23 protein-coding genes are annotated in these 24,177 nt (G+C 62.9%); 11 read left to right on the top strand and 12 right to left on the bottom strand.

Annotated features, from left to right (window positions below):
- Nucleotides 1-4 precede the first annotated feature (4 nt).
- Nucleotides 5-1,591 carry an OpgD/OpgG family glucan biosynthesis protein gene (locus OKA05_RS02645; RefSeq protein ID WP_264485542.1) on the top strand — a complete coding sequence of 529 codons (1,587 nt, stop codon included), beginning with the start codon at nt 5-7 and terminating at the stop codon, nt 1,589-1,591.
- 7 nt (nt 1,592-1,598) lie between these two features.
- On the top strand, nt 1,599-2,357 hold the full coding sequence (locus tag OKA05_RS02640; RefSeq protein ID WP_264485541.1) for a class I SAM-dependent methyltransferase: 759 nt from the start codon (nt 1,599-1,601) through the stop codon (nt 2,355-2,357).
- A 25-nt stretch (nt 2,358-2,382) separates the two neighbouring features.
- On the opposite strand, the gene OKA05_RS02635 is transcribed toward OKA05_RS02640, so the two are convergent.
- Together OKA05_RS02635 and OKA05_RS02630 are read right to left on the bottom strand one after the other, a co-directional pair.
- Nucleotides 2,383-3,096, bottom strand: a complete 714-nt coding sequence (locus tag OKA05_RS02635; RefSeq protein ID WP_264485540.1) for an RluA family pseudouridine synthase — start codon at nt 3,094-3,096, stop codon at nt 2,383-2,385.
- Nucleotides 3,080-4,843 carry a right-handed parallel beta-helix repeat-containing protein gene (locus OKA05_RS02630; protein ID WP_264485539.1) on the bottom strand — a complete coding sequence of 588 codons (1,764 nt, stop codon included), beginning with the start codon at nt 4,841-4,843 and terminating at the stop codon, nt 3,080-3,082. The genes OKA05_RS02635 and OKA05_RS02630 overlap by 17 nt, the downstream gene beginning before the upstream one ends.
- 145 nt (nt 4,844-4,988) lie before the next feature.
- On the opposite strand from OKA05_RS02630, the gene OKA05_RS02625 reads away from it, so the two are divergent.
- Nucleotides 4,989-6,107, top strand: coding sequence for a serine hydrolase domain-containing protein (locus tag OKA05_RS02625; protein ID WP_264485538.1), 1,119 nt, complete (start codon nt 4,989-4,991; stop codon nt 6,105-6,107).
- A 31-nt stretch (nt 6,108-6,138) separates the two neighbouring features.
- Here OKA05_RS02625 and OKA05_RS02620 read toward each other — a convergent pair whose 3' ends face one another.
- From OKA05_RS02620 to OKA05_RS02580, 9 genes are all read right to left on the bottom strand, one after another.
- Complete coding sequence (locus OKA05_RS02620; protein ID WP_264485537.1) at nt 6,139-7,881, bottom strand: hypothetical protein; 1,743 nt, start codon at nt 7,879-7,881, stop codon at nt 6,139-6,141.
- Nucleotides 7,878-9,266, bottom strand: a complete 1,389-nt coding sequence (locus tag OKA05_RS02615) for a hypothetical protein (protein ID WP_264485536.1) — start codon at nt 9,264-9,266, stop codon at nt 7,878-7,880. The genes OKA05_RS02620 and OKA05_RS02615 overlap by 4 nt, the downstream gene beginning before the upstream one ends.
- A 314-nt stretch (nt 9,267-9,580) precedes the next feature.
- Nucleotides 9,581-10,966, bottom strand: a complete 1,386-nt coding sequence (locus tag OKA05_RS02610; RefSeq protein WP_264485535.1) for an AsmA-like C-terminal region-containing protein — start codon at nt 10,964-10,966, stop codon at nt 9,581-9,583.
- Nucleotide 10,967: 1 nt separating this feature from the next.
- Nucleotides 10,968-11,738, bottom strand: coding sequence for a hypothetical protein (locus tag OKA05_RS02605; RefSeq protein WP_264485534.1), 771 nt, complete (start codon nt 11,736-11,738; stop codon nt 10,968-10,970).
- A 104-nt stretch (nt 11,739-11,842) separates the two neighbouring features.
- The gene (tpiA, locus tag OKA05_RS02600) at nt 11,843-12,610 is read right to left on the bottom strand and encodes a triose-phosphate isomerase (RefSeq protein WP_264485533.1); all 768 of its coding nucleotides are present in this window, start codon (nt 12,608-12,610) and stop codon (nt 11,843-11,845) included.
- 45 nt (nt 12,611-12,655) lie between these two features.
- Nucleotides 12,656-13,852: a phosphoglycerate kinase gene (locus tag OKA05_RS02595; RefSeq protein ID WP_319800639.1), complete on the bottom strand. Its 1,197-nt coding sequence runs from the start codon at nt 13,850-13,852 to the stop codon at nt 12,656-12,658.
- 31 nt (nt 13,853-13,883) lie between these two features.
- A complete protein-coding gene (locus tag OKA05_RS02590; RefSeq protein ID WP_264485531.1) occupies nt 13,884-16,013 on the bottom strand; it encodes a SpoIIE family protein phosphatase in 2,130 nt (709 codons plus the stop codon).
- 96 nt (nt 16,014-16,109) lie between these two features.
- Nucleotides 16,110-17,111 (bottom strand): GTP 3',8-cyclase MoaA, encoded by a 1,002-nt coding sequence (gene moaA, locus OKA05_RS02585; protein ID WP_264485530.1) that lies wholly within the window; start codon nt 17,109-17,111, stop codon nt 16,110-16,112.
- Between the two features lie 95 nt (nt 17,112-17,206).
- Nucleotides 17,207-17,662 (bottom strand): hypothetical protein, encoded by a 456-nt coding sequence (locus OKA05_RS02580; RefSeq protein WP_264485529.1) that lies wholly within the window; start codon nt 17,660-17,662, stop codon nt 17,207-17,209.
- A gap of 90 nt (nt 17,663-17,752) precedes the next feature.
- Here OKA05_RS02580 and OKA05_RS02575 point away from each other — a divergent pair, with 90 nt between their 5' ends.
- The 7 genes from OKA05_RS02575 (at nt 17,753) to uxaC (ending at nt 23,227) form a co-directional block, all read left to right on the top strand.
- The gene (locus OKA05_RS02575) at nt 17,753-18,217 is read left to right on the top strand and encodes a hypothetical protein (RefSeq protein ID WP_264485528.1); all 465 of its coding nucleotides are present in this window, start codon (nt 17,753-17,755) and stop codon (nt 18,215-18,217) included.
- Between the two features lie 19 nt (nt 18,218-18,236).
- A complete protein-coding gene (locus OKA05_RS02570; RefSeq protein WP_264485527.1) occupies nt 18,237-18,593 on the top strand; it encodes a VOC family protein in 357 nt (118 codons plus the stop codon).
- 38 nt (nt 18,594-18,631) lie between these two features.
- Complete coding sequence (locus tag OKA05_RS02565) at nt 18,632-19,837, top strand: molybdopterin molybdotransferase MoeA (protein ID WP_264485526.1); 1,206 nt, start codon at nt 18,632-18,634, stop codon at nt 19,835-19,837.
- A gap of 17 nt (nt 19,838-19,854) precedes the next feature.
- Nucleotides 19,855-20,328, top strand: coding sequence for a cyclic pyranopterin monophosphate synthase MoaC (gene moaC, locus OKA05_RS02560; protein WP_264485525.1), 474 nt, complete (start codon nt 19,855-19,857; stop codon nt 20,326-20,328).
- Nucleotides 20,329-20,415: 87 nt separating this feature from the next.
- The gene (locus OKA05_RS02555; RefSeq protein WP_264485524.1) at nt 20,416-21,234 is read left to right on the top strand and encodes an NTP transferase domain-containing protein; all 819 of its coding nucleotides are present in this window, start codon (nt 20,416-20,418) and stop codon (nt 21,232-21,234) included.
- A 3-nt stretch (nt 21,235-21,237) separates the two neighbouring features.
- Nucleotides 21,238-21,720, top strand: coding sequence for a molybdenum cofactor biosynthesis protein MoaE (locus OKA05_RS02550; protein ID WP_264485523.1), 483 nt, complete (start codon nt 21,238-21,240; stop codon nt 21,718-21,720).
- 106 nt (nt 21,721-21,826) lie between these two features.
- Complete coding sequence (gene uxaC, locus OKA05_RS02545; RefSeq protein WP_264485522.1) at nt 21,827-23,227, top strand: glucuronate isomerase; 1,401 nt, start codon at nt 21,827-21,829, stop codon at nt 23,225-23,227.
- A 31-nt stretch (nt 23,228-23,258) separates the two neighbouring features.
- Here uxaC and OKA05_RS02540 read toward each other — a convergent pair whose 3' ends face one another.
- The gene (locus tag OKA05_RS02540) at nt 23,259-23,675 is read right to left on the bottom strand and encodes a hypothetical protein (protein ID WP_264485521.1); all 417 of its coding nucleotides are present in this window, start codon (nt 23,673-23,675) and stop codon (nt 23,259-23,261) included.
- A 239-nt stretch (nt 23,676-23,914) separates the two neighbouring features.
- Here OKA05_RS02540 and OKA05_RS02535 point away from each other — a divergent pair, with 239 nt between their 5' ends.
- Nucleotides 23,915-24,166, top strand: a complete 252-nt coding sequence (locus tag OKA05_RS02535) for a FeoA family protein (protein WP_264485520.1) — start codon at nt 23,915-23,917, stop codon at nt 24,164-24,166.
- Nucleotides 24,167-24,177: the final 11 nt, after the last annotated feature.

Below are 24,177 nucleotides of genomic sequence, written 5' to 3'. Positions count from 1 at the left end.
TCCGATGATCTCTGCCCGCCTCCTGATTGCCGCTTGTTTGTCCGCGATGCCTGCCATGCAGGCGGCGGAGTTTTCCTTCGACCTGCTCCGTGCCAAGGCCCGCGACTTGGCGGCCAAACCCTACCAATCCAAGGGCACCGATCTGGCGGCCTTCTGGGCGAATCTGAGCTACGACCAGCACCGCGACATCCGTTTCAAGATGGAGTCGGGGCTATGGTGGGACCAAGGGCCATTCTCGATCGACTTCTTCCACCCCGGCTGGACCGCGAAGAAGACGGTCTCGCTCTTCGAGGTTACCGGCGACCAGTCACGCCACCTCGACTTCGACACCAGTCTCTTCGACTACGGGAAGAACAAGATCCCGGCCGGCACACCGCCGCCGCCGGGCTATGCCGGTTGGCGGGCGCGGACCCACCTGAACTCGCCGGACTACATGGACGAGTTCCTCGTCTTCCTGGGAGCGAGTTACTTCCGCTCGATCCCGAAGGAGGCCCCCTATGGCCTCTCGGCGCGCGGACTTTCGATCAACAGCGGCCTGCCGGGCGTGGCGGAGGAATTCCCTGACTTCCGCGAGTTCTATCTGGAGAAGCCGGCGAAGGACGCGAAGACGCTGGTCGCCCATGCCTTGCTGGAAGGCGAAAGCGTGGCTGGTGCCTACAAGTTCACCCTGACCCCCGGCGTCGAGACCGTCATGGACGTCGAGGCGGAGCTCACTCTGCGCCGGCCGGTCCAACAACTCGGCCTGGCACCGTTCTCCAGCATGTTCTGGTTCGGTGAGAACACCCACCCCCGCCCTTACGATTTCCGCCCGGAGGTTCACGACAGCGACGGCTTTCTAATGGAACTCGGCAGCGGCAATCTCCACTACCGGCCGCTGGAGCACACCGAGAATCAGTTCCGCCATTGCGTCTTCACGATGGAAAGCCCGCGCTCGTGGTCGCTGGTTCAGCGCGACCGGTCATTCGCATCCTACCAGGATGTGGAAGCCGCCTATCACAACCGGCCGAGCGTGAGGGTCGAGCCGGTGTCCGGCTTTTCGAACGGCAAGCTCCACCTGATCGAAATGCCGACGATCGATGAGACCAATGACAACGTCATCCTCGTGTGGGAGCCGACGCCGGGGCCGGAAGTCGGCAAGCCCTTCCACTTTCACTATCGTCTGAAATGGCTGCGCGACCCCGCGCCATCGGGGCTCTTCACCGTGCGCGACACCCGGCTCGGCAATCCCGTGCAGAAGCCGGATGAAGTGCTGGTGGCGATCGATTTCGCCAAGCCCTTGGCTCCGGAGAAGAAGGTCGGCGATCCCAAGTGGGAAGACATCTCCAAGCTGAAGCCAGTGGTGACCGTGAACCAGCCAGGCGTGAAAATCATCCACGTGGGCCTGAGCGACATGAGCATGGCCAATGTGGACGCGCTGCCTGCCGGGCTGGGCCGCAGCAAGGACGTCCACATGCCGCAGGTGCTGCGAGCGTTCTTCGTGCTCGATCCGGGCAAGGACGCCCGTGACCTCGACATGACCTGCGAGCTGCAGGATGAGGATGGCAAGGTGGTGTCCGAGCGGTGGCTCTATTACTGGAAGAAGACGCACTGATCGAAGAATGAGCCCGCAGAACTCCGAGCAACGGTTCTCCAACCGGGTGGAAAACTACATCCGCTATCGGCCCAGCTATCCGGCGGAGCTGATCGCGTTGTTAGAGCAGGAGGCGCGACTCTCGCCGCAGAGCATGCTCGCCGATATCGGATCGGGCACCGGCATTTCCGCCGAGCTATTCTTGAAAGCCGGCTATCGTGTCAACGGCGTGGAGCCGAACCAAGCGATGCGGGAAGCGTCGGAACGTTTGCTCGCCGGCTATACCGGGTTTCGCAGCGTGAATGGCAGTGCTCAGGCCACGACGTTGGAAAGTGGAAGCATGGACTTGGTCTTCGCTGCCCAGGCCTTTCACTGGTTCGACACGCCGGAGGCTCGGGCGGAATTCCGCCGCATCCTCAAGCAGAGCGGCAAGATCGCGCTGATCTGGAATGAGCGGCATCTGGATAGCACCCCGTTCCTGCGGGACTACGAGTCGCTGCTCCGGCGCTTCGGTACCGACTACGCCGCGATCCGCCACGAGAACATCGGAGTGGATTCGCTGAAACGTCTTTTTCCTGACGGCTACACCACCCACGCCTTTCCCAACTCACAGTCATTCGACTTCGAAGGGCTCAGAGGTCGGCTGCTGTCATCCTCATACGCTCCTGCGCCGGGGCATCCTGATCACGAGCCGATGCTGGATGAACTACGCCGCCTCTTCGATGAGCACGCGCAAGGCGGCAAGGTCTCGATTGACTACGATGCGCGGGTGCATCTCGGCAGCTGAACTACTAGGCTGGCCGTAGATCGTGCTACAGCGCCGGAAAGCAGCGGAGGAAATCCGCATCGGCCGGTGCCGAAATCTCCATCGGCTCGCCACTGCGATGATGTGGGAGACGCAGCGACTTGGCTTGGAGAAGCATCCTTGTCCCGGTGCCAAGCGACTCCCCGATCTCCATGCTGCGGTCCGCACCGGCATAGCGGAAGTCGCCAACGATGGGATGCCCCGCCTCTAACAAATGCCGCCGGATCTGATGATAGCGCCCGGTATGCGGCAGCACCCTGAGCAGGGAAAGCGATAGCTCCGGAAGTCGTGCGAAGCTACCGGCCGGGACGACGGCAAGACGTTCAAAGGTCGTGCGAGCTGACTGGGTCGGCTCTCCGGGGATGCGCTGCAGCGGCGTTTCACACGTCCATCGCTCTGGCGTAATTCCCTCAACTACGGCCAGGTAGGTCTTCTCCACCTGGCGCTTTTCGAAGAACTGCTGGACCCGGGCGCAGGTCACCAGATCGAGCGCGAACAGCAGCACGCCGGAAGTGGGACGATCAAGCCGGTGAACCGTATGAACCTGACACCCCAGCAAGTCTCGCACGCGCTTCATCGCCACCCACTCCGGCCCTTCGACATCGCGGCCGGGATGGACGATCATCCCGGCAGGCTTGTCGATGGCGACGAGCGCGTCGTCTTGATAGAGAATGGAAAGCGGTAGCACCGCGGCGATTGACCGCTCACGGGGCGGTCGCATCAAGGAGAATGAATCGTTTTCCCCCACCTCCGATGGCCACCGTATCGCGATAGGTCCGGGTGCGCAGCCCACCGGAAACGGTATTCGACGTTTCCATCACGCTGGTGGACGACCATGACTCCAGGTTGGCTCCGGATTTCACCGTATACGTGACGCCTGACGGTGCCGGCTCTGGAGTGATGAAGGTGAGAGTGAGATATCGCTGATTGGAAACAACGGCGATGCCGTTGGACAGACGGCCGCCGTAGCCGCGGGTCGAGACCGGGAGGCCGAAAGCGAACTTCAATTCGTTGACCACGCCATCCTTGTTAGGATCGGCGGTTTTCGCCCCCAAACCGGAGCCATCCGTCGGCAGGCTGTTCTCCGTCAGCCAATCCGTGTAGGTGGGGCCAGTCGTGCCACCGCCGGAAGCAATGAGCTCATAGGCCCCGAGATCATAGGGGGCGACGCGGGTGGCACCGGTGATGTCGATCGATGGAGCACTGGCGGTGCTGCCCGCATCCTTGGCCGGCGATGTGGATTTCAGCGAGAAATCGAACCCGGCGAAATTGGTGAAGAAGGTCGAATAGGAGGTGGTGGTGACGTGATGGTCGACGATGGAACTGCCGCTGACCGCATCGACCGGCTTGGCTGTGATGTTGTTGCGGATCAAGTTGCCTGTGGAGGCCGTCGTGCGGTCCTTGTGAGGAGCGATCTTGATCCACGGGCGATCGGAACTTGGGGCATCGAAGGGATTCTCGACCACAGTGTTATTCACCACCTTGCAGTCGATGGCACCATAGATAGCAATCCCGTGGCCGACATTGGTGGCGATGACGTTATTCTCGATGATCCAGTCTTCGTAGTATCCATCGAACAGGCCGATGCCTTGCGGCTTCGCGGCGTGAGGCTGGTCGCGATTCGTGCGGCTGATGAACCGGTTTCCCCGCACCGTGACACGAGAGATCGTGCCTTCACCCGAGGCGTAGCCGTCCGCGCCGACTGACCAGCTCTGGAAGAAATCGTCGTGGTTGTGGGCGTTGTCGGCCACGTAGGCGTCGGTGATCGTATTGCCTTCGAAGAGGCTGTCGTCTGCCAGAGCTTGGATGCCGTCACAGGTGAAGCCCTTGATGATGTTATTTCTGAAGATGGTGAATGATGCACCCCGCCGTACATTCAGCGCATGGCTGGTGGACTCGATGCGGTTGTTCTCCATCAGGGTGTATCGCGCTTCCGTGCGGACACCCCGGTCAACCCTGCTTTTCCAATTCTCGACCGTCCACCCGGAGGTGCTCAGCGCTCCGCGAACCAAGCAATTGCGCATCGTGATGTAGCTCGCCGACTTGACGATCTCGACCACCGGGTCGTCATCGGCGTAGCTGCCAGCCCCTGCGTGCTCCGGGCAGACGTCCAAGCCGGAGATCTCCCAGCGGGCGGCGGAACTGACGTTCAAATAACTGAGTCGCGGCGTGGCTCCCGATGCCGCGCTGATCTTCACAAAACCCGTGTTGCTCCCTTTTACATTCGGCGCGCCATGGTAGCCGGTGTACAGCAAGATCTCATCGCCAGCGGCGAACTTCTTGCTGGCCGCAAAGACCGCTTCAAGCGTGCTCCATGGTTGGCTCGCGCTTCCGGGATTGGACATGCTGCCGGTCGCGGGATTCACGTGGTACGTCGCTGCACCGGCGGCCGGAGCAGCCAGGCAGCCAGCGGCGGCGACCCGCAGGCTTCGACGGAGCTTGGTGAGGAAAGAGAAAGTATCGTGCAAAACGAACCGGAGTTTATGAATGGGGAAGGTTAAGTTTCATTCGGTCTCACGTCCAAACCCGTTAGATTCGTGGGATTACGGAGATGAAAGAAAGCAGCACTCAGGCCCGTTTTTATCCGATTGGCCCCGACCCTCCGTTTTGCCCGTGAATCGTCGTAACCACCTGAAAAAACTGGCACTTGCACTTCCAGCTTGGGCGCTTGGCAGCGGCCCCGCATCGGCGACCGAGCCGTCCGCGAACCAGTCGGCTGCGATTGAAACAATCGTGCGAAAGTTCATGGCCCAGTTCAAGGTGCCGGGGTTTTCAGTCGCATTTTCCCAGCGGGGACAGGTCGTCTTCCGCTCCGCCTACGGCCTGGCCGAGGAGGCGGGGCAGCGAAAACTGACGGTCGATCACACCTTCCGGATCGCCAGCGTTTCGAAACCGCTCACTGCCGTCGCGATCTTCGGACTGATCGAGCAGGGCAAATTGAAGCCTAGCGACAAGGTCTTCGGCCCGGTCGGACTGCTGGCCTTGGATGGCGTCAAGGACCTGCCGCCCAAAGTGGCCGGGGTCACGGTCCACCACCTGCTCACCCACACCGCCGGCGGCTGGGGCAACGACGGCTCCGATCCCATGTTCCAGCATCCGGAGCTCGGTCATGCCGAGTTGATCGCCCGGACCCTGCGCGATCATCCTTTGCGGAACGACCCCGGCACTTCCTACGCCTACTCGAATTTCGGCTACTGCGTGCTAGGACGCATCGTCGAGAAGCTCACCGGCAAGCGTTATGATGAGCACGTGCAGGAAGCGGTGCTCGACCGCTGCGACGTCCACACGATGAAAATCGCCGGCAACACCTTGGCCGAGCGGGCCAAGGGCGAAGTCGCCTATCATGGTAGCAACGGGGAGGATCCCTACAACATGAACGTCCGCCGCATGGACGCCCACGGCGGCTGGATCGCCCGGCCGGAGGACCTCGTGAAGTTCCTCATCCATGCAGACGGCCTTGCGGAAACGCCTGACCTGCTGCGGGAGTCGACGCTCAAGGAAATGTTCAGCGCGACCAAGGCGAACGCTGGCTACGCCAGCGGCTGGGCGGTGAATGCCGCGCCGAACCGTTGGCACAGTGGCAGCCTCCCCGGCACCGCAACCATTGCCGTCACCACCGCCAGCGGCATGTGCTGGGCGGGCTTCACTAATGCCCGCAGCCCGGGCATCTCCCCTGCCCTCGACCGCGTGATGTGGGACATCGCCAAGGCGGTGCCGGATTGGCGGGCGTGATCTGTCCCTGAGGAATGGAGTCTTGCCGGGCCTACTTTTCTAACAGCGGGGCGCGCACCTTTTGCTTCGTATCGGGAGGGAGCGATGTCATCCACCGTTCCGCCGCCTCAGGATCATACATCGACCACGTGGCGGCGAGGGCCTGCTGAGCCGCCAGCTTCGGACTTCCCGATGGCAGGTTCTGCACCCAGTGACTGGCTGCGACAGGATCCTGCTCCACCCACCGGGCTGCGTGGAAGGCAGCCGCGCGCGATCGCTCTTCCTCGGGGCGTGAACGGTACATTTCGACGGCGGTCGAAAGGTCGTCGATCAGGTAGTGGATCGCCTGTCCTCCCAACTCCGGATCAAGTTTGGCGAATGAAGATCCACTTTGGCGGGCTAGGGCAACGGCCGCGACGCGACGCTTTTCCACCGGCAGGCTCGCGAACTCCCGTGAGACTTCGGCAAGGGTGGCGTCATCCCACGTCATGGCGGCTTCGGTCAACCGGACGTCAAGCGACAGGCCGTATCCCGGACTACCCGCTACCGCCTCCATCCACCCGGAGGGCGTGCTGACCTCGGCGAGTGGCTCCGCGGAGAGTTGCTGATAGCCTTCGAGAAGAGCCTCCGCGTGGTTTCGATCGGCTTCCGACGTTAGCAGGGAAAGGCAAACCGCAGCCCTCTGGGGGTCTATTCGACGGTGAAAGATACTGTCGAGGATGGAGTTCCTTTCCTGTCCCTCGAGTGCCATGTCATTCAGCATGCCAAGGACTTGCTTGGGCTTCCACCTTGCGTGCAGATCCATGGCGGTCGCCCGAATGGTTTTTGCTTGTTCGGGAGTAAAGCCCGCCGCTTCCAGATCGACCTCGAGCCACTTGGGATCGGTGACCAAGTTCCGGCAATTGTCCGCTGCCATCATCTGCTTCCATGCCGGAGGCATTCCGGCCAATTCGGCCAACAGTTTCCCGGACCCATCCTCGACGCTCCCGAACGCGCTTTTGAATCGATCCCAACCTTCAGGATTCTCCTGAAGCCGCCGCAACTCGTCCTCGAAATTCCGCTTGAGTCGCTCGCAGCCGAGCGCCCTATCGGCGAAATGGCGCAGGATCATCGGCAAGTCCGGCATCGAACGTTCCAGAAGCGCGGGATCGGCTTCCGCGACTGCGGCAAGGCATGCATGGAATTGGGAAACATTCCCTTGGCCCCCGGCTGCGCCATGCGTGAGCAACTCGATCGAGCGATCGAGCGCGAGTTTCGGATAAAACTTCGCCATGGTTCTCAAGAACTCGACTTCCACGGCGGGACTCGGGTTTGCCCGGAAGAAGGCCAACATCCTTTCAGGCTCGGACCTTGCCCACTCGACGAGAACCTCCCGTCCCCTGCCGCCGTTGTTGAGGCCCCATCTCACGTAGCCCTCCGGATCTGCCGCCTGCCAGCGGCGAATGGCGAGCAGCGTGAACAGTTCGCGCTCGAAGCCATCGCCGGACTCGAACCAGCGCTGGTCCAGCCACTTCGCGAGATCCTCCAGCGGAAGTGCGGTCACCAAGTCAATGATCGCCCGCATCCGCTCCTGCGAGGAGCTGTAACCGCGGATCAACTCCATCCGCTGCCGCACGGATGCGGGCGTGCCACCATGGATCCGCTCGGGTCGCACGGAAACCTTGGTGGCGGCGAGCGGTGGCCCGTCCTGCCTTGCAGGAATCTCCGTGCGAGCCGCCAGCATCCATCCGAGTGCGGCCATGGCGGAGAAGCCGCCCGCGGCAGCCAAGCGTGCGATGACGACCTGCGAGTTCATGGCGGAGCGAGCTTTTTTCTTAGTTGATCGGCTTCCTCCGGCGGCAGTCCGCTCTGATCGAGCCAACGGGCTGCCGCATCCCCGTCCGCGGCATTCCAGTGAAGAAGGACCGAGCCGAGGTAACTCACCCGTTGCGGGCCTTGAATGCCTGCTGCCCAGCGGATGGCGTCGCTGAAGCGGCCTGCATCCTGATGTCGATGCAGAATACGCACGGAAGCCGCATCACGGATCGAGACATCGCTTTGAAGGGCTACCCAGTCCGAGAAGCCCTCAATATCGGCTGACGACCACTGGTTAGAAAGCTGACTGAAGGTCTGTGAACCAGGGCCATTGCCATTGCCAGCAAGTGCGAGTTCCATGACTCGTGCGGGATCCTTGGCAACGAGTGCCATGGAAAACTCGTTCACTCCATTCGGCTCACCGGCAGTCGTGATGGAGTGGTCGCCGTGCCGCAACTCGATGCCCTGCGTGAAGGAGTCCGGACAGATCGCGAATAGTTTCCCCGCGAGTTCAAAGGCCCGCTCGGGATCCGTCTCTACCAGGGTCTGCCCAGCCCAAGCCAACTGCCGGGCCGCGCTCTTCGGCGCCTTGGCCGCGGTTGCCTCTTGAATGGCGGCCTCCGGATCGCTGCGGAGGAGTTGCTTGAAGAGTTCATCCTCCAGCTTGCGCTTCAACGCACCGGGCGGAGCCGTGGCGGCCAGCCGCCCGATCACCGCGGGATGCTGCTCGCTCGCGGTCCGGATGAAGTGGTCGAGCACATCAAGGCTCTCCCCCGGCAGATCTCCCCGAATGCTGCGGCCATGCTTCTCGATCCATTCATACGCTGCCAGAGGATCCTTCCGGACGAGTGTATCGAAGACCTCCCTGTTGAACTTCCCCTGGTGCTTGCGCAGGAACTCCAGGGTCGCCAGCGGATCAGCGCCGCCTGCGCCCTCCTCGATCCCCGCCAAGGCGGAGCGCCGTGCCGACTCGGGGAGTTCGTCGAAGTGCTTCCTCAACCACTCGCTCTGGAAGCGGCCCAGCCCCGCGACGACTTCGTCCACGGCATACTCTCCCGCGACGAGAGCGGCCGCGAAAGCCTGGTCGGGATCGCACACCGCCCAAGCACGCCAGACACCGGACTCATGCGGCGAGCCCTTGGCAGACTCAAGCGCGCCGTGCGGATTCAGGCGCGTCCAGTGGATGAGAATGAGTTCTCTGATCTCGCTCGCTTGGAGCAACTCGGGTTGGAGCCGCCGGACCCATGAATTGGACAAGCCAATCTCCGGGGTTTTCTTGCGATGGTGATTCCAGAACGCGGCGAGGTCCGTTTCGCTGGCATCGATCAACCACAGTGCAAGCCGTCCATACAGCTCGCCGGGAGGCGCCGCGATGAGGGATTCCACGGTGTCGCAGGACCGCGGAGGAACCGCCGATGACGGGGGTATCGCCATTTCGGATTCCACTCGCGGCACTGGTTGCGTTTTCACGGGCAACCCCTGCTCGCTTGCCTCGTCCACAACGCATCCGGATGCGAACCGTCCGCCGGTGGCCTTTCGGGCGATATAACCCGACGCCAGGCCAATCCCGCAGACTCCGAGGAAGATATAGGCGGATGAGGGCTTCACGCGTCGGTCTCCCGCACACATCAAGGGAGCGATACCAAACTGTGCGCCTCGCAACCGGAGTCAAGCGAGTCGTGTTCCGGCAGGCGCGAGGACTAACCGTCTGAAAGCAGCTTTCCGAACTCCTCCGCCGGCACAACCGGACCACCGGCACCGAGTTCGATGCCTTGGACGCCGGAGTACGAGATCCATCGTAGATCGATGAACATCCGGTCCGGCGTTTCGAGAGGAGCAAAGACCGGCGCATGACCGCTGGCCCCCATCCGCTCGGTCCATGCAGCGGCCGTGTCCGGAGGAACCACCACGCGCAACACGGCGGTCCCCTGCCCGTCGGCGCGGAGTTGGCCGTTGCCGAGAAAGGAGGCGCGCTCGCCCGTGAGCCGGAAATCGGGGCAGTTCATCACGCCTCCTTGCAAGGTGATGGCGGCACGGCCTTCGTCGAATGCGGCCGCTTGCCCGCCAAGTTGCATCGTCACGTTCCGTGCGCCAGCGGCCGCGACGCCTTGCCAGGTGGACGGATGACGCAGCAGGCCGATGGCTTGCAAACGGACCTCAAGCTGGGCGGCCGCCGGTTTCATGTTCTGAAGCCAAGCATCACCGCGGGCCGCTTGCCGCGGGACCGAGATATCGACCGCGAAGGGCGAACCGGGTATCACACCCAAGGCGGCAGAGAGTTTCACCTCTAGATCTGCCAGCCGAAGCTCTGCGGCATTGCACCGCAGTTCAGGAGCCCGCCACGACAATGGGGCCGTGAGGTCGCGCCCGAAGACTTGGCCGAAGATTTCCAGTTCACGAAGCTGGAGCCTTGAAAACGCGGGAGCGCCGGCGAACGGGATCTTCCCTTCACCTCCCTGGAGCGAGGCCAGCTTGGACCCGGCGAGCCACAACTCACAGCCGGCATCAGTGATCTCCATCCATGCAGTGCCGATGGTGGAGGAATCCGAAACCGGCGGCGTGGAGGGGGGCGCTGGCGGGGCGGGCGTTTGCGACGACGGCTTGCGAGCCTCTACTGCCGGTGTCTCCGCGGTCGCGACCACTGGAGGAGGCGTCACGACGGGCGCGGGTGCCGCGGCACTCGCGGAGACCATGGTGGCCGCCATTTCAAGGGAGAGCGTCAGACGTGGCCGGTCAATCCGAACGGACGAAATGGCGAGTTCGCCGCGCAGCAACCGGCTCCATTGCGGATGAGCCTGGATCTCGCGGACCTCAAGCAGCGGAGCCTTGATCGACTCGCGCAAAGGCGGAGGCTGGAGGCAGCGCAGCTCGCCGATGGTGAAGCCACCCCACGGCGTGCATGTCACGTTGCCGACAGCGGTCTCCACCCCTAGCCGTGCAGAGAGCTTGCGGCCGAGATAGCCACGCGCCCAAGGCGTTGCAAGCAGGCCATTGGCGAGAGCCAGCAGCAGGAAGGGACTCAGAAGCAGCACCACCAGGATCCGCCGGATCCGGCGCTTCCACCGGGAGGGCGGGGCTGCGGGCATGTCACTTCTTCTTCGGCGTGACTGGTTTAGGCGCCGGCTTCGATGGTGGGGCTGCCGGAGTCGGCTTCGGCTTCACGACGCCTGCTTCACCCAGCGGGAATCGGACCACCATGCCATCGTCGGCAATCTTGCTGCCTTGCTCGGAAACTTCCTGAAGCCGGTAAACCAGCAGGCCATACTTCTTGTCGCCGGTTTTCCCGATCGCGAAGTTCTCCTTGAGGGTGCCAAGGGTCGACTTCTCCTCGAATTTCCACTCGTGGCCGGTCCATGCACCGAGGGTGCTGTTGGCGTCGGCAGCCACATCCTCGATGCGCTTCAGCTCGCCATTGGGCGATTTGAAAAGATCGGCCTTGGGATCGAACTTGAGAGTGGAAAGTGCGGAGGCACGCCCCCCGACAATGATGCTCCAGCGGCCATCGCTACCTTCGCTGAGGCGGATCGGCACGGCCTCGATGCCCTTGAACTCGCGCTTGCCCCAGAACTTGATGTAGTCGTCGTATTCTTCCTTGGTCAGGCCGAGACGTTCATCAAACGGCAGAGGCACGCCGGGCTTGCCGTTTTTGGCATGCTCGCGGAACCAGTCCGGATTCTTGCGGGCGGCCTCCTCGACCTTGGCGATGTACTTGTCCAGTTCCTTGGGTGGCACCACGACCACTACCTCGCCCTTGATCATCGTGTTCGGGATCAAGAAATCGGCGAGCGCCTTCGGGGCCTCCGCAGCGATGACGGCGGGGGCTACGAGGGCGAAGATGGCTGCGAGGGTGACTTTCATGGCGGCCGGGCGAGCATTCCCGGCCGGGCCGGAAACTCAAGCGGCAATCCGGCGATCTCCGGTGTTACGCCGGAAGATCACCGCCAGCGGGAGCAGAAACCAACTCAGGGCGCGCCGTTCTGGATGATGTCCAGGAAGCTCTGTGGCTCCAGCGAGGCACCGCCGATGAGCGCGCCATCGATGTCCGGGCAGGCCATCAGTTCAGCCGCATTGTTCGGCTTCACCGAGCCACCGTATTGGATCCGGATCTTGGCCGCGGAGTCGTTGCCAAATTGCTCGGCGACCAAGGAGCGGACGAAAGCGTGTGCTTCCTGGGCCTGCTCGGCGGTGGCGGTCACGCCGGTGCCGATCGCCCAGACCGGTTCGTAGGCGATGACGGTGTCGAGCAGATCGCGTTCGCTCAGCCCCTTGAGGCCGATGCTCACCTGGGTGCGCAAGACTTTCTCAAGCTGGCCGCTCTTCCGCTCTTCAAGCGTCTCGCCGATGCAGAAGATCGGGCGGAGGTTCAGCTCGCGGGCCTTGCGGACCTTGGCGTTGATGACCTCGTCGGTCTCGCCATAGATCGCACGGCGCTCACTGTGGCCGAGGATCACGTAGTGGACGAAGAATTCCTTCAGCATCATCCCGCTGATCTCCCCGGTGTAGGCACCGGAGTCATACTGCGAGCAGTTCTGGGCAGCGAGCGCGATGCTGGAGACATTGCCGAGAATCTCGGCCGCCTTGGAAAGGGACACGAAGGGCGGGGCGATGACGATGTCGCAGGGGAAGGTGCGGTTCTGCACCTTCGAAAGGAAGCTCTTGGCGAAGTCCTCGGTCTCGGAGGGACCAAGGTTCATCTTCCAGTTCGCGGCAAAGATGGGCTTGCGGATCATGAAATAGCGGATGGGTGCGGAGTGGACAGCGGGTTTCGGGCCAACTCAAGCTTCGGTTAGTGCAGCTACGCCGGGAAGGACCTTGCCTTCAAGCAATTCCAGCGAGGCACCGCCGCCGGTCGAGATAAAGGTCATCTTCTCGTCGAGGCCATATTTGTTCACGGCGGTCACGGAATCGCCGCCGCCGACGATGGTGACGGCATCGCTCGCGGCCATGGCTTCCGCGACGGCCTTGGTGCCGTGGCCGAAGCTGTCGATCTCGAACACGCCCATCGGGCCGTTCCAGATCATGGTCTTGGCTTTCGCCACTTCAGCGACGAACTCGCCGATGGCGACGTCGCCGATGTCGATGCCTTCCCAGCCATCCGGCGTCTCGCCACCCTGCTCATAAGGCGCGGTGCACTTGGTCTCGGCACCTTCCTTGAACTCCTGGGTGATGCGGGTGTCGGAAGGCAGCAGGAACTTCACGCCCTTTTCCTTGGCCTTGGCCAGGATCTCGAGGGCGAGGTCGAGCTTGTCGGCTTCGACGCGGCTGTTGCCGGTCTTGTAGCCCTGCGCCTTGCGGAAGGTGTTGGCCATGGCACCGCCGATCAGGAAGGCGTCGGCCTTTTCCATCAGGCGGGTGATGACTTGGATCTTATCGGAAACCTTCGCGCCACCCATGATGACGAGGAACGGCTTCTCCGGGTTCTCAAGCTTGCCATCGAGATACTCGAGTTCGCGCTCCATCAGGAAGCCCATGGCGCTCTGGGAAACGAAATGCGTGACCCCTTCGGTCGAAGCGTGGGCGCGGTGGGCGGTGCCGAAGGCATCGTTCACGTAGATCTCGGCGCTGCCGGCGAGTGCCTTGGCGAAGTCAGCTTCGTTGGCTTCCTCGGCGGGATAGAAGCGGGTGTTTTCCAGCAGAAGCACTTGGCCGGGTTGAAGGGCAGCACGCAGGGCAGCGACTTCGTCACCGATGCAGTCCGGCGCGAGCTTCACTTCCTGGCCGAGGATCTCGCCGAGGCGGGCGGCGGCAGGAGCGAGCGAATACTTCGGCTCGGGGCCGCCCTTGGGACGACCGAGGTGGGAGCAGAGGACCAGCTTCGCGCCGCCTTTGAGGAGATGTTGAATGGATGGAACCGCTCCCTGGATGCGGGTGTCGTCGGTGATGACGTCGCCTTCCAGCGGGACATTGAAGTCCACACGCATGAGGACTTCCTTGCCGTTGACGTCGAGGTCGCGGATCGAGAGCTTGGCCATGGCGCGGGACTGCCCGAAGACGCCCGGCAAGTCAAGCACCGCTCGGGACTGATCCTGTCAGGGGTGCCGGCTTGCTCACGATATCGGGAATCACGCCCGGCAGCACTTCCACCGCGACCACGCACACGTCGTCATCGTGGTGGCGGCGCTTTTGGTAGGCGGCAACCTCGCAGACGATCTTCGCCGGCATCGCGGCCAGCGGGCCATCCAGGGACTCGTCGAAGGTCGAAATGAGCCGCTGCATGCCGAATTCCTTCCCGGCCGGATTCTCGGCTTCCACCACGCCATCGGTGAAAAGGAGGAACACGTCGCCCGCCCGGATCGGCGAGGCCGAGGTGTGGTAAACCATGTCCCCCATCAAGCCGAGCGCCGGCTGCTTCTGGGCGCCATTCCAGAGCATTTGCGGCGGATTCCCCGTGCTGCGTCGGGCCCGCAGAGGCGCGGGATGCCCGGCCACCGCCCAGGTTGCCTTGCCCTCGCGGGTATCCAGCACCATGAAGAACGCGGTGACGAAGAGTGTTTGCTGGCTGCGCTCGATCACGTCATGCAGCTCGCGGTTCAGGATACCCAAAAAGTCCCCCGGATTTCCCGCAGAGATCACGTGATTGCGAACCACAGCCCGCAAGATGGCAGTGACCAGCGCCGAGCGCGCACCATGGCCCATCACATCGGCGATCAGCACGCCGGTGCGATGCTCGTCGAGCTCCATCAGGTCGAAGAAATCGCCACCCACGGTCGAGGCGGGCTGGTAGAAATGCGCGAATCCGAGCCGCAACGGGTCGTTGCGGGTGCTGGTGTCGGGATAGCCGGAAGGCAGCAGCGCGTTTTGGAACTCGCGCGCCATTTCCAGCTCCTCGCGAAGCAAGGCCGTCTTGGAATCCACCTCCGACTCTAGCTCGCGATGATAGCGCATCACCCGCGAAGTCATGATGCCGAAGTCGGCCGCGAGGTCCTCGACCTCATCGCCGGTCTTGATGGATTCGATGCGCTCCAGATCCTCCTTCGCGGCCCGCCGTTTCGAATCCGCCTCGCTTTCCGTAAGAGTCGGATCGCGCCGCAACCTCACCGTCTCCGCCAAGGCCCGCGTGGCCTGGCTGAGCATCGCGATCGGCTGCAGGATCTTGCGATCCACGAAGGCATAACCGGCCAGCACGCAGAGACCCGTGGCAAGGCCCGCGACCGCACCGATCAGCAGCACCTGACGCCGCAACGGGGCGACCACCGCATCCTTTGGAGAAGAATAGAGGACGTAGCCGCCCGGCTCAAAAAGCTTGCGATCGATTTCCGGCGACTGGATCGCGGCGAAGCCGGTCATCCGCTCGTCATCGGTGCCCTTCCCGGTCACGGTCCAGCCCGTCCGGCCAACCCGGACGCACAGCAACGAATCCGGCTCCAGCTTCTCCTTGAGCGGCTGGAACCCCCGGTCGCCGGTGCGAGCCAGGATGTGGCCGTCGGACAGAAGGATCTCCAGGCGCGCCCGGTCGTCCCCTTCTGTCGGACGCAGCGAAAGGAAGAGAGGCGAGACGTCCAGCACCAGCTTGGCCACGCCGAGGAGCTCCCCATCGCGGTACAGCGGCATCACCAGATCGAGCGAGAAGATCCCGGCACTCCCATCGAAATGCAGTACCTCCGTCCACATCCCGCCCTCCTTGAGATCGCGACCGATGGTCCACCATTCCTCGTCGGACTGGTCATAGTCGGTGGTCTTGCGAGTGGCTGCCACGACTTGGCCCGTGGCGTTGGTCACCAGGATCTCCGCCGCCTGAGGATGGGAGGAAACGTAACGAGAGAGACTTGCCGCAGCCGGATTTCCGAGGATTTCCCTCATCAAGGGATCGTCCACCGGCAGCTTCGCCCAACGTTTCTCGATCGCGGCCACCTCGTCTTTCCCGGCCGGCGGCTTCGGCGTCGCCAGGAAATCCGGCAGGGCGGAATCGGCGGACATCCAGCTCCAGAAATGCCCGGCCTGGGACTCGACGGCGATTTCCAGCGAGCGCGACAATGTCCTCGCCTCGGACTCATAGAGGCGTCCCTGGGTCCCGAGCAGATGGCCGAATCCGAAGGTCTCCAGCACGATCAAGCCAACCAGGAGCGGAAGCAGTGCGGCGATGGCCAATGCCAGCGCGATCTTCGCACGAAGTCCGAGGGGCGGAAGTCTCACAGTAGAAATCTAACTCCCGCCTCGCGCCATTGGCCAGCAGCTTTTCAATAAGGCAGGCGGGTTGAGCCCGTGTCGTAAATACATCGGATCTTCAAGTCATCCACCGAGGTAGCTCATCTCCGCCTTCGGGTGCGGGACCAGACCTCGCTCTTCCGAATAGCGGTCCTCCCGAACCGACCAGAGCCCGCGAACGGCAGCTTGAAGCACTTCGTCTTCCGCCCCGCCTCTGAGCAGCGCGCGGATGTCGTGCCCATCCGCGGCAAACAGACACGTGAAAAACTTGCCGTCCGCCGACAATCGCAGCCGCTGGCAATCCCGGCAAAACGGCCGCGTCACCGAGGCGATCACCCCGATTTCCCCCGCCCCGTCGCGATGCCGCCAATGCGCCGCCACCTCACCCCGATACGCCGGATCGCGAGGTGCCAGATCGAACTCCGTGGACAGGATCTCCAGCAACTCCGCTGCCGGCACCACCTCGGCCAGCTTCCAGCCGTTGGTCTCGCCGACGTCCATGTACTCGATGTATCGTAGATCGACGCCCTGCGCCTTCGCCCAGCGGGCCAAGGGTAGGATCTCGCCTTCGTTCACCCCGCGCTGGATGACGGCGTTCACCTTCACTTTCAGCCCATAGGTTTGCGCCGCATTGATGCCGGCCAGCACGCGGTCGACCTTCGCTCCCACGCCGTTCATGCGGGCGAAAATCTCCCCATCCATGGCATCGAGGCTGACCGTCACCCGGCTCAGCCCCGCCAAGGCCAGTGCCTCGGCATGGTGAGCGAGCAGCACGCCATTCGTGGTGATCGCGATGTCCCTCACCCCGTCGATCGAAGAAAGCATTGCCACCAGATCCTCGGCACCGCGTCGGAGCAAGGGCTCGCCGCCGGTCAGGCGGACCTTTTCCACTCCCAGCGGGACCAGCAGCTGGGTCAACCGCACGATTTCCTCGAAGCTCAGCAGGTCCTCACGCGGCAGGAAGCGATACCCCGGTCCGAAGACCTCGACCGGCATGCAGTAGCGGCAGCGGAAATTGCAACGGTCGGTCAGCGAGATCCGCAGATCCCGCACGCCGCGCCCGAGTCGATCCACCGGTTGGCTCACGGCGGCACCATGGCCGCGAATGGCGGATTCGGAAAATGAAAAGGTCTCAGGAGGCTGATGAACCCTGTTGCCCAACGGGTTAGCGGAAGGAAGCGCTAGAGATCGATCAGCTTCCACCCGGCCTTGGGAGTTTGGAACCACGTGATGGTCACCTTCTCGAATTCCTTCTCGAGCGGCTCCCACACCATCAAGGTGACGGAGGCCACCACTCGACCACCCTGATCCTCGATCTTCCCGACCTTGATCTCCTTGACCTCGCCGAAGCGATGACCCTCGGATTTCTCCTGCCCCATTTCCTTCACACGGGCGCTCAGTTCTTCGAACTCTTCCGCCACCCTCTTGGAGATCGCGTCGGAACTCGCGATTTCGGGATCGTCTTCCTTAACGAACAGGCTCTTTTTCGCCTCTGGAATCTTGTCCGACGTCATTGCGGTCCAGAAGACAGAGGAAAGGTCGGAGACCTCCTTGATGCGCTTGTCCTCCTCCGCCGCGGAGAGAGAATGGGCGAGACCGATGACGATCACCGCGACGAACTTCAAGATGGCTTTCATGGTGTGCAGGCTGGACTGCCGCCGTGAAAATGCAACCGGTCAGCAGGTCACTGCGGAAGATCCCCACGCCTCGCCTCCGTATCGGGCGGCGTGAAACGCACCGCTCCAGCGATAGCCGCCGTCGCTCTTGCCGGGGCGACCGCGGCATATGCCGCGATCTTTTACGAAGGGGAGGCAGCGCACTATCGGCTCTGGTATTACACGCCCGCGGCCGCCTTGGCCGGTGCCTTCATTGCCGAGCGGCTGGGGATGCGAACCATCGGCCGTCGAGCGCTCGCGGTCGATCTCGTGGTGGCAATGCTGTGTCTCGCCCGCCCCCTCACGGGTCAACCGCCGGTCTCTGGCCATGCGTGGTTCGCCGTCCACGCGTTGCTGACTTTGGAAGGGACGTTCTCCCGCATGGTCGCCGCGCTGGTTCTTGTCATCACCCTTTACGCGAAGCTGATCCTTTGGAACGGCGATGTGACCTTGTGGCCGGGATTGGCCGCCGGACTTCTGAGCGGGTGGCTGTGGCGGCGCTGGCGTGCCACCGGGGCCTTGAGCTCGCAGTCATAACTCGGTATCGACCTCTCCCATGCCCGCGCATATCGGCCGCATCATCCTCTTCGTCGCAGACGTCCCCAAAGTGGCAGCCTTCTACGAGCAGCACTTCGGGCTCGAACCGCTGGAACCCGCCGAAGACGGCTGGATCGAGCTCCGTGCCGGAGGCTGCAATCTCGCCCTGCATCGCGGAAAGCTCCCCGAGGGTGCCCACGCGCAATCCCGTGCGAAGATCGTCTTCTCGGTCCGCGATGTTCGTGCCGAGGTGGAGCGATTGACCCGCGAGGGCCTGAAATTCGGCAAGGTCCACGATTGGAACGGCTTCTCCTTCGCCGACACCAAGGACCCCGAAGGCAATCCGATCCAGCTCTCCAGCCGGGGCGTCGCCTGAGCTTGACCCGTTTCCCGGGGCTCACACAACGGAACGGCGTGACTGGACATCCCGAGCCGCCGGGTGGCACAACCTCCGGTGTGGACCGCCTGATGACCCTCGCCGAAGCCGACGCCCTGACCTCGTCATTGCGCCCGCTCGGGACGGAATCCGCGACGCTCGCGGATTCCCTCGGCCGCACCTTGGCGACCGCACTGGTGGCCGACCGTGCCTTTCCTCCCTATCGCCGGGCAATGATGGACGGCTTTGCATTCGCCGCGGACTTCTTGCCCTCGACCGGGCCTGTCATCCTTGCCGGCTTGCACGCCGCCGGTGACCCGCCACCGGTTGCGCTGCCATCGGGACATGCATGGGAGATCATGACCGGCGCGATCGTGCCGGATGACTGCGACACCGTAGTGCCTTATGAGGATCTCGAAGCCGGTCGTCCGAGGCCGGGATTCAAGAAGGGGCAATTCATCCATGAAGCTGGCAGCGATGCAGCGTCCGGCACGGTGCTAGTAGATGCGAGCAGCACGATCGGCCCGGTGGAAGTCGCCATCGCGGCCTCGGTGGGTCTGGAGAAGATCGAGGTCTTTCGCCGAGCAAACGTGGCCATTCTTTCCACCGGAGACGAGGCCGTACCTTCAGATGTGGTGCCGCGTGCATGGGAGATCCGGCGTTCGAATGGCCCGATGCTGGAAGCCATGCTCGCCCGCCGCGGCAACGCCATCGTTTTCCACGATCATGCGCCCGACGATCCGGCCGTGTGTGGCCGGCAACTCGATGAGGCATTGGCGAAGTGCGACGTGCTGCTCATCTGCGGCGGGATCTCGAAGGGCAAGAAGGACTTCATCCGCGGCTTGTTAGAGGAACGCCTCGGCAAGCCCGCCTTTCACGGCGTCGAGCAACGTCCGGGCAAGCCGCTGGCTTTCTGGCCGGGGCCGCCCGTCGTGTTCGCGTTGCCGGGCAATCCCGTGTCGGTGCTCGCCACCTTCACCCGTCACGTGCTACCGGCGCTCTCGCGCTTGGAGGGTCGGGAATTCCTGCCCATGAAAGTCCGCATGAATGAGGCTCCCGTTCCACTGCCGAAGTTCTCATGGCTGCTGACCGTCGCGGCGGGCCCCGATGGCACACTGCTCGCTCGTCCTCCGTCGAACTCCGGCGATTTCATTTCGGTGGCAGGTTCGTGCGGCATCGTGGAAGTTCCTCCCGCGGCCGACCCGGCAGAGCTCTCGTTCTTCCCATTCCCCAATTCTCAATAATCAATCGTCAATTCCCCGTGTCTCTTTCCCACGTCAACCAGCAAAACCAAGCCGCGATGGTCGATGTTTCGGCGAAAGAGGTCACCGTTCGCATAGCCACTGCCGAGGCCCGGGTCACGGTGAACGAGGCCGTGGCCGCGCAATTCGATGGTCGCGATTTCATCTCGAAAAAAGGGCCGGTATTCCAGACGGCCATCCTCGCCGGAACGATGGGCGCGAAGCAGACCTCCTCGCTGATCCCGCTCTGTCATCCGCTGTCGCTGGACTCGTGCAAGTTCGAGGTCGCATTCGAAGGCCGCGAGGCACTCATCCGCTGCACCTGCAAGACCACCGGCAAGACTGGCATCGAGATGGAGGCTCTAACCGGCGCGAGCATCGCGGCGCTGGCCTTCTACGACATGTGCAAGGCACTCGATCCCGCGATGGTCATCCACGGCGTCAAGCTGTTGGAAAAAACCGGTGGCAAGAGCGACTATCGAGCCAATGAATAAATTGACCGCCAAGCCGCAAAGTTCGCCAAGTTTTGAGAAAGCCTACACTTGGCGAACTTGGCGTCTTGGCGGTTCCATTTTCTGCAAATGACCACCCTAATCCTCATCGGCGGCAAGAGCCAGCGCATGGGCCGCGACAAGGCCACCATCGAGCGCCCGGATGGCATTCTCCAGATCGATTGGCTGGCGCGGCTCGCCAAGCTGACTGGCGGCGAAGTCTTCCTCTCGATGCGCGATGATTCCGCTCCTCCAGTCGATCTGCCGGTCGTGACCGATGAAGTGGCCGGCGGCGGCCCGCTCGCGGCACTGGCCGCCATCCACGCAAGGAAGCCCGACGGACCGGTGTTGGTGCTCGGCTGCGACCTGTTCCTGCTGGATGAAACAACCGTGACTCACCTGCTTTCGCATCGTGACCCAAATCGTAGCGCGACCTGCTTCGCCAACCGCATCGACGGCAGGCCCGAGCCGCTCTGCGCGATCTACGAGGTTTCTGGTATTTCGCAGGCGGCCGAAGCGCTGGGCCGTGGCGATCATTGCGCGCGGCGCTTCCTCGAATCGCTCGACCCCCTGGTGCTCGAGTTGCCCCACGCCGCGGCGCTCGACAATGCCAACACGCCCCAAGAGCTCGCTGAGTGCTTCGCCAAGCTGCAACACGGTGTGATGCCGAAAATCATGCACGTGCTCTACTTCGCCAAGCTCCGCGAATCCCGCGGGCTCGATGAGGAGCAGGTCGAGACCCTCGCCTGCACCCCCGCCGGACTCTACGAAGAGCTGCGGTTCCGCCATCGCCTGCCCTTGGAAATCGGCAGCCTGCGCGCCGCCCGCAATGGCGACTTCTGCACGTGGGACGACTTGATTTCCGATGGCGACGAGATTGTTTTCATCCCACCCGTCGCCGGAGGCTAAGCCATGTTTGCCATTGTCACCGATCCCATCGATCCGCACGCACTGCGGGAAAGCATCCTCGATCCCGCGGCCGGCGGCTTCTGTTCCTTCGAAGGCTGGGTGCGGAATCACCACCAGGGGCAGGCCGTGCTATCGCTCGAGTACGAGGCTTATCGTAGTTTGGCGGAGAAGGAGGGCACCCGTATCGTCCACGAGGCACGTGAGCGCTTCGAGATCCTCCATGCACGCTGCCAACATCGCGTCGGCAGCCTGGCCATCGGCGAGCTGGCCGTCGGGGTGATCGTCGCCGCCGCGCATCGCGACGCCGCCTTTGATGCCTGCCGCTATATCATCGACGAGGTGAAGTTCCGGGTGCCGATCTGGAAAAAGGAACACTTCGCCGATGGCACCTCCGGCTGGGTCCGCTGCGACCATTGCCACGAGGCCGGGCATCGGCATCACCACGATCACGGCCACGGGCAGGTCCACCATGCCCGCCACGGGTGAGTATAGGTCCCATGGGACCCACGGGACCTATTCCCTGCCTGTATGACAACTCTGGCAAGGATCGCCTTGCCGGGATCGGGCATCCTGCCATGGTTCGCGCATTGCCATGGCCTATCTCGACGACGAATCGTTCCTCCTCCACTCGCCGACCGCCCGCCGTCTGTTCCATGAAGTGGCGAAGGACCAGCCGATCTACGACTACCACTGCCACCTTTCGCCGAAGGAGATCGCCACCAACCACCGCTGGGAGAACCTCGCCGACATCTGGCTGGGCGGCGACCATTACAAGTGGCGTCTCCTACGCGCCAATGGCGTCGACGAGGAATACATTACCGGTGCCGCATCGCCGCGAGAGAAGTTTCAGGCATGGGCGGAGACCGTGCCCTACACCTTGCGCAATCCAATCCACCACTGGACGCACCTTGAGCTGCGCCGCTACTTTGGGATCGATACGTTGCTGAGCCCGGCGACCGCCGACGAGATTTGGGATAAGGCCAACTCGCGCCTCGCTGAGCCGGACTTCTGCGTCCACGGCATCTTGGAAAAGTTCCGGGTGACCATGGTCGGCACCACCGACGATCCGGCGGATCCGCTGGATCATCACGAGACGATCGCCTTCAGCCCGTTGAGGACCAAGGTGCTGCCGACCTTCCGTCCCGACAAGGCGTTCGCGGTCGATCAGCCGAAGGCGTTCAACGCGTGGATCGAGAAGCTCGAGGAAATCACCGACACGAGCATCCATCACGTCTCCGACCTGTTGCAGGCCTTGCAAAAGCGCCACGATGACTTCCACGCGGCCGGCTGCCGGCTATCCGATCATGGACTCGAGCGCTGCCCCGCGCTGCCCTGCGACGACGCGGATGCCTCCATCATCTTCGACAAGGCCCGGCGCGGCCTGCCGGTCACGGCGGAGGAGAAGGAGAAGTTCACCTTCTTCTTGATGGTCTTCTTTGGCCAGCAGGATGCGGCGAAGGGTTGGACCAAGCAGCTTCACCTCGGCCCCTTCCGCAACGTCAATCCGCGGATGTTCGACCTGCTCGGCCCGGATGCCGGCTTCGACACCATCGGCGACGAACGCCAGGGCGCGGCGCTGATCACTTACCTCGGCACGCTCGCCCAACAAGGCAGCCTTCCGCAGGTCATCCTCTACAACATCAATCCGCGCGACAATTACCTCTTCGCCGCGATGACCGGGGCCTTCCAGGACGGCACCGTGGCGGGCAAGATCCAGTTCGGCAGCGGCTGGTGGTTCCTCGATCAGAAGGACGGCATGGAACTCCAGCTCAACGCGCTATCCTCCACCGGCCTGCTCTCGCGCTTCGTCGGCATGCTCACCGACTCGCGGTCGTTCCTGTCCTTCCCTCGCCACGAGTATTTCCGCCGTATCCTCTGCAACCTGATCGGCAGCGAAGCCGACCGCGGCGAACTGCCGGACGACTTCGAAGCCCTGTCGAAATTGGTGGCCGACGTGTGCAGCGGAAACGCGAGCCGCTACTTCCGGTTCTAGGGTCAGTCCGTCCACGTCAGCAGTCAGTTCCCTACCCGGGGAATTTCGCCTTCAAGTAACGCCTCAGGAACGTGGCCGCCACCGCCACGCCAATCCACACGACAGGCCAGATGAAGTTGCGCTCCGGCTCCGCATCCAGATGGTCGGGAATCCACAGCGCCACGGCGGCAGAGCCATAGAGCACCACGATGGTCGTGGGGGGAAGAAACAGTTGCCGGGCCGGGTGCATCGGCCGCGTCTGCCCTCCGGCGGATGCGAAGGGACGTGAAGTGCGGCTCAAGTGGCCGTCCAGCCAGACCGCCCCGTTGGTCATGGTCAGCGTCACCACGAAACTCCCCAAGCCAATCACGCCGAGGATGATCGCCTCGCCAGCGGGCGACTCCGAGACGGCTCCAGAGATCAGAGTCATGAAGGCCGCGAAGCCGGATCCCAGTAGCGGGAATATCATGAGGATGAAGAATCCCCGCAGGAACCAAATCGTCAGCCGAACCCCGAGCGGAATTTTTGCCACTTCGAATTGGGAGTCGGCGGGTGGCTCCATGCCCTTGAGCATGAACGCGATTTCGGAGGTTTGAAATCCCAAGCTCGCCAAAGCGTCGGTGTCGGGAAGGTCGATTCTGACGAGACCGTGACAAATGCGGGAAATGCTGTTGCAAATCCATCTCAATTGCAGGAATCTAGACAGCGATGGCGCTTGCGAAGGCCAATGAATTGGAGACCGACAGCCTGCTCAGTTTGAGCCAGGCCAAGGTGGGGTGTGATTTCCAGATCAAGTTCCTCAACGGGCCGGCCTGTGAGCAGCTCCGCAAGCTGGGCTTCTGCGAAACCCTGCAAGTCCGCAAGCTGGCCGATGGCCGCAATTTGATCTGTTCCGTGTGCGGAACCCGGCTCGCGCTCAGCCGCGAGCTGGCCAGCCAGGTGATGGTCGCCGTCGCCTGATTGATTTTACG

It is taken from the genome of Luteolibacter arcticus (genome assembly GCF_025950235.1).
In the GTDB taxonomy this organism is placed as follows: domain Bacteria; phylum Verrucomicrobiota; class Verrucomicrobiia; order Verrucomicrobiales; family Akkermansiaceae; genus Haloferula; species Haloferula arctica.
The sequence above is the reverse complement of the archived record's forward strand: the minus strand, read 5'-3'. Positions and strand labels throughout refer to the sequence as shown.

Bases quoted from the DNA above. Each gene is read 5' to 3' on its own strand.
- OKA05_RS02645 (WP_264485542.1), top strand. From the start codon at position 5: ATGATCTCTGCCCGCCTCCTGATTGCCGCTTGTTTGTCCGCGATGCCT.
- OKA05_RS02640 (WP_264485541.1), top strand. From the start codon at position 1,599: ATGAGCCCGCAGAACTCCGAGCAACGGTTCTCCAACCGGGTGGAAAAC.
- OKA05_RS02635 (WP_264485540.1), bottom strand. From the start codon at position 3,096: ATGCGACCGCCCCGTGAGCGGTCAATCGCCGCGGTGCTACCGCTTTCC.
- OKA05_RS02620 (WP_264485537.1), bottom strand. From the start codon at position 7,881: ATGAACTCGCAGGTCGTCATCGCACGCTTGGCTGCCGCGGGCGGCTTC.
- OKA05_RS02610 (WP_264485535.1), bottom strand. From the start codon at position 10,966: ATGCCCGCAGCCCCGCCCTCCCGGTGGAAGCGCCGGATCCGGCGGATC.
- OKA05_RS02605 (WP_264485534.1), bottom strand. From the start codon at position 11,738: ATGAAAGTCACCCTCGCAGCCATCTTCGCCCTCGTAGCCCCCGCCGTC.
- tpiA (WP_264485533.1), bottom strand. From the start codon at position 12,610: ATGATCCGCAAGCCCATCTTTGCCGCGAACTGGAAGATGAACCTTGGT.
- OKA05_RS02595 (WP_319800639.1), bottom strand. From the start codon at position 13,852: ATGGCCAAGCTCTCGATCCGCGACCTCGACGTCAACGGCAAGGAAGTC.
- OKA05_RS02580 (WP_264485529.1), bottom strand. From the start codon at position 17,662: ATGAAAGCCATCTTGAAGTTCGTCGCGGTGATCGTCATCGGTCTCGCC.
- OKA05_RS02570 (WP_264485527.1), top strand. From the start codon at position 18,237: ATGCCCGCGCATATCGGCCGCATCATCCTCTTCGTCGCAGACGTCCCC.
- OKA05_RS02555 (WP_264485524.1), top strand. From the start codon at position 20,416: ATGACCACCCTAATCCTCATCGGCGGCAAGAGCCAGCGCATGGGCCGC.
- OKA05_RS02550 (WP_264485523.1), top strand. From the start codon at position 21,238: ATGTTTGCCATTGTCACCGATCCCATCGATCCGCACGCACTGCGGGAA.
- uxaC (WP_264485522.1), top strand. From the start codon at position 21,827: ATGGCCTATCTCGACGACGAATCGTTCCTCCTCCACTCGCCGACCGCC.
- OKA05_RS02540 (WP_264485521.1), bottom strand. From the start codon at position 23,675: ATGATATTCCCGCTACTGGGATCCGGCTTCGCGGCCTTCATGACTCTG.
- OKA05_RS02535 (WP_264485520.1), top strand. From the start codon at position 23,915: ATGGCGCTTGCGAAGGCCAATGAATTGGAGACCGACAGCCTGCTCAGT.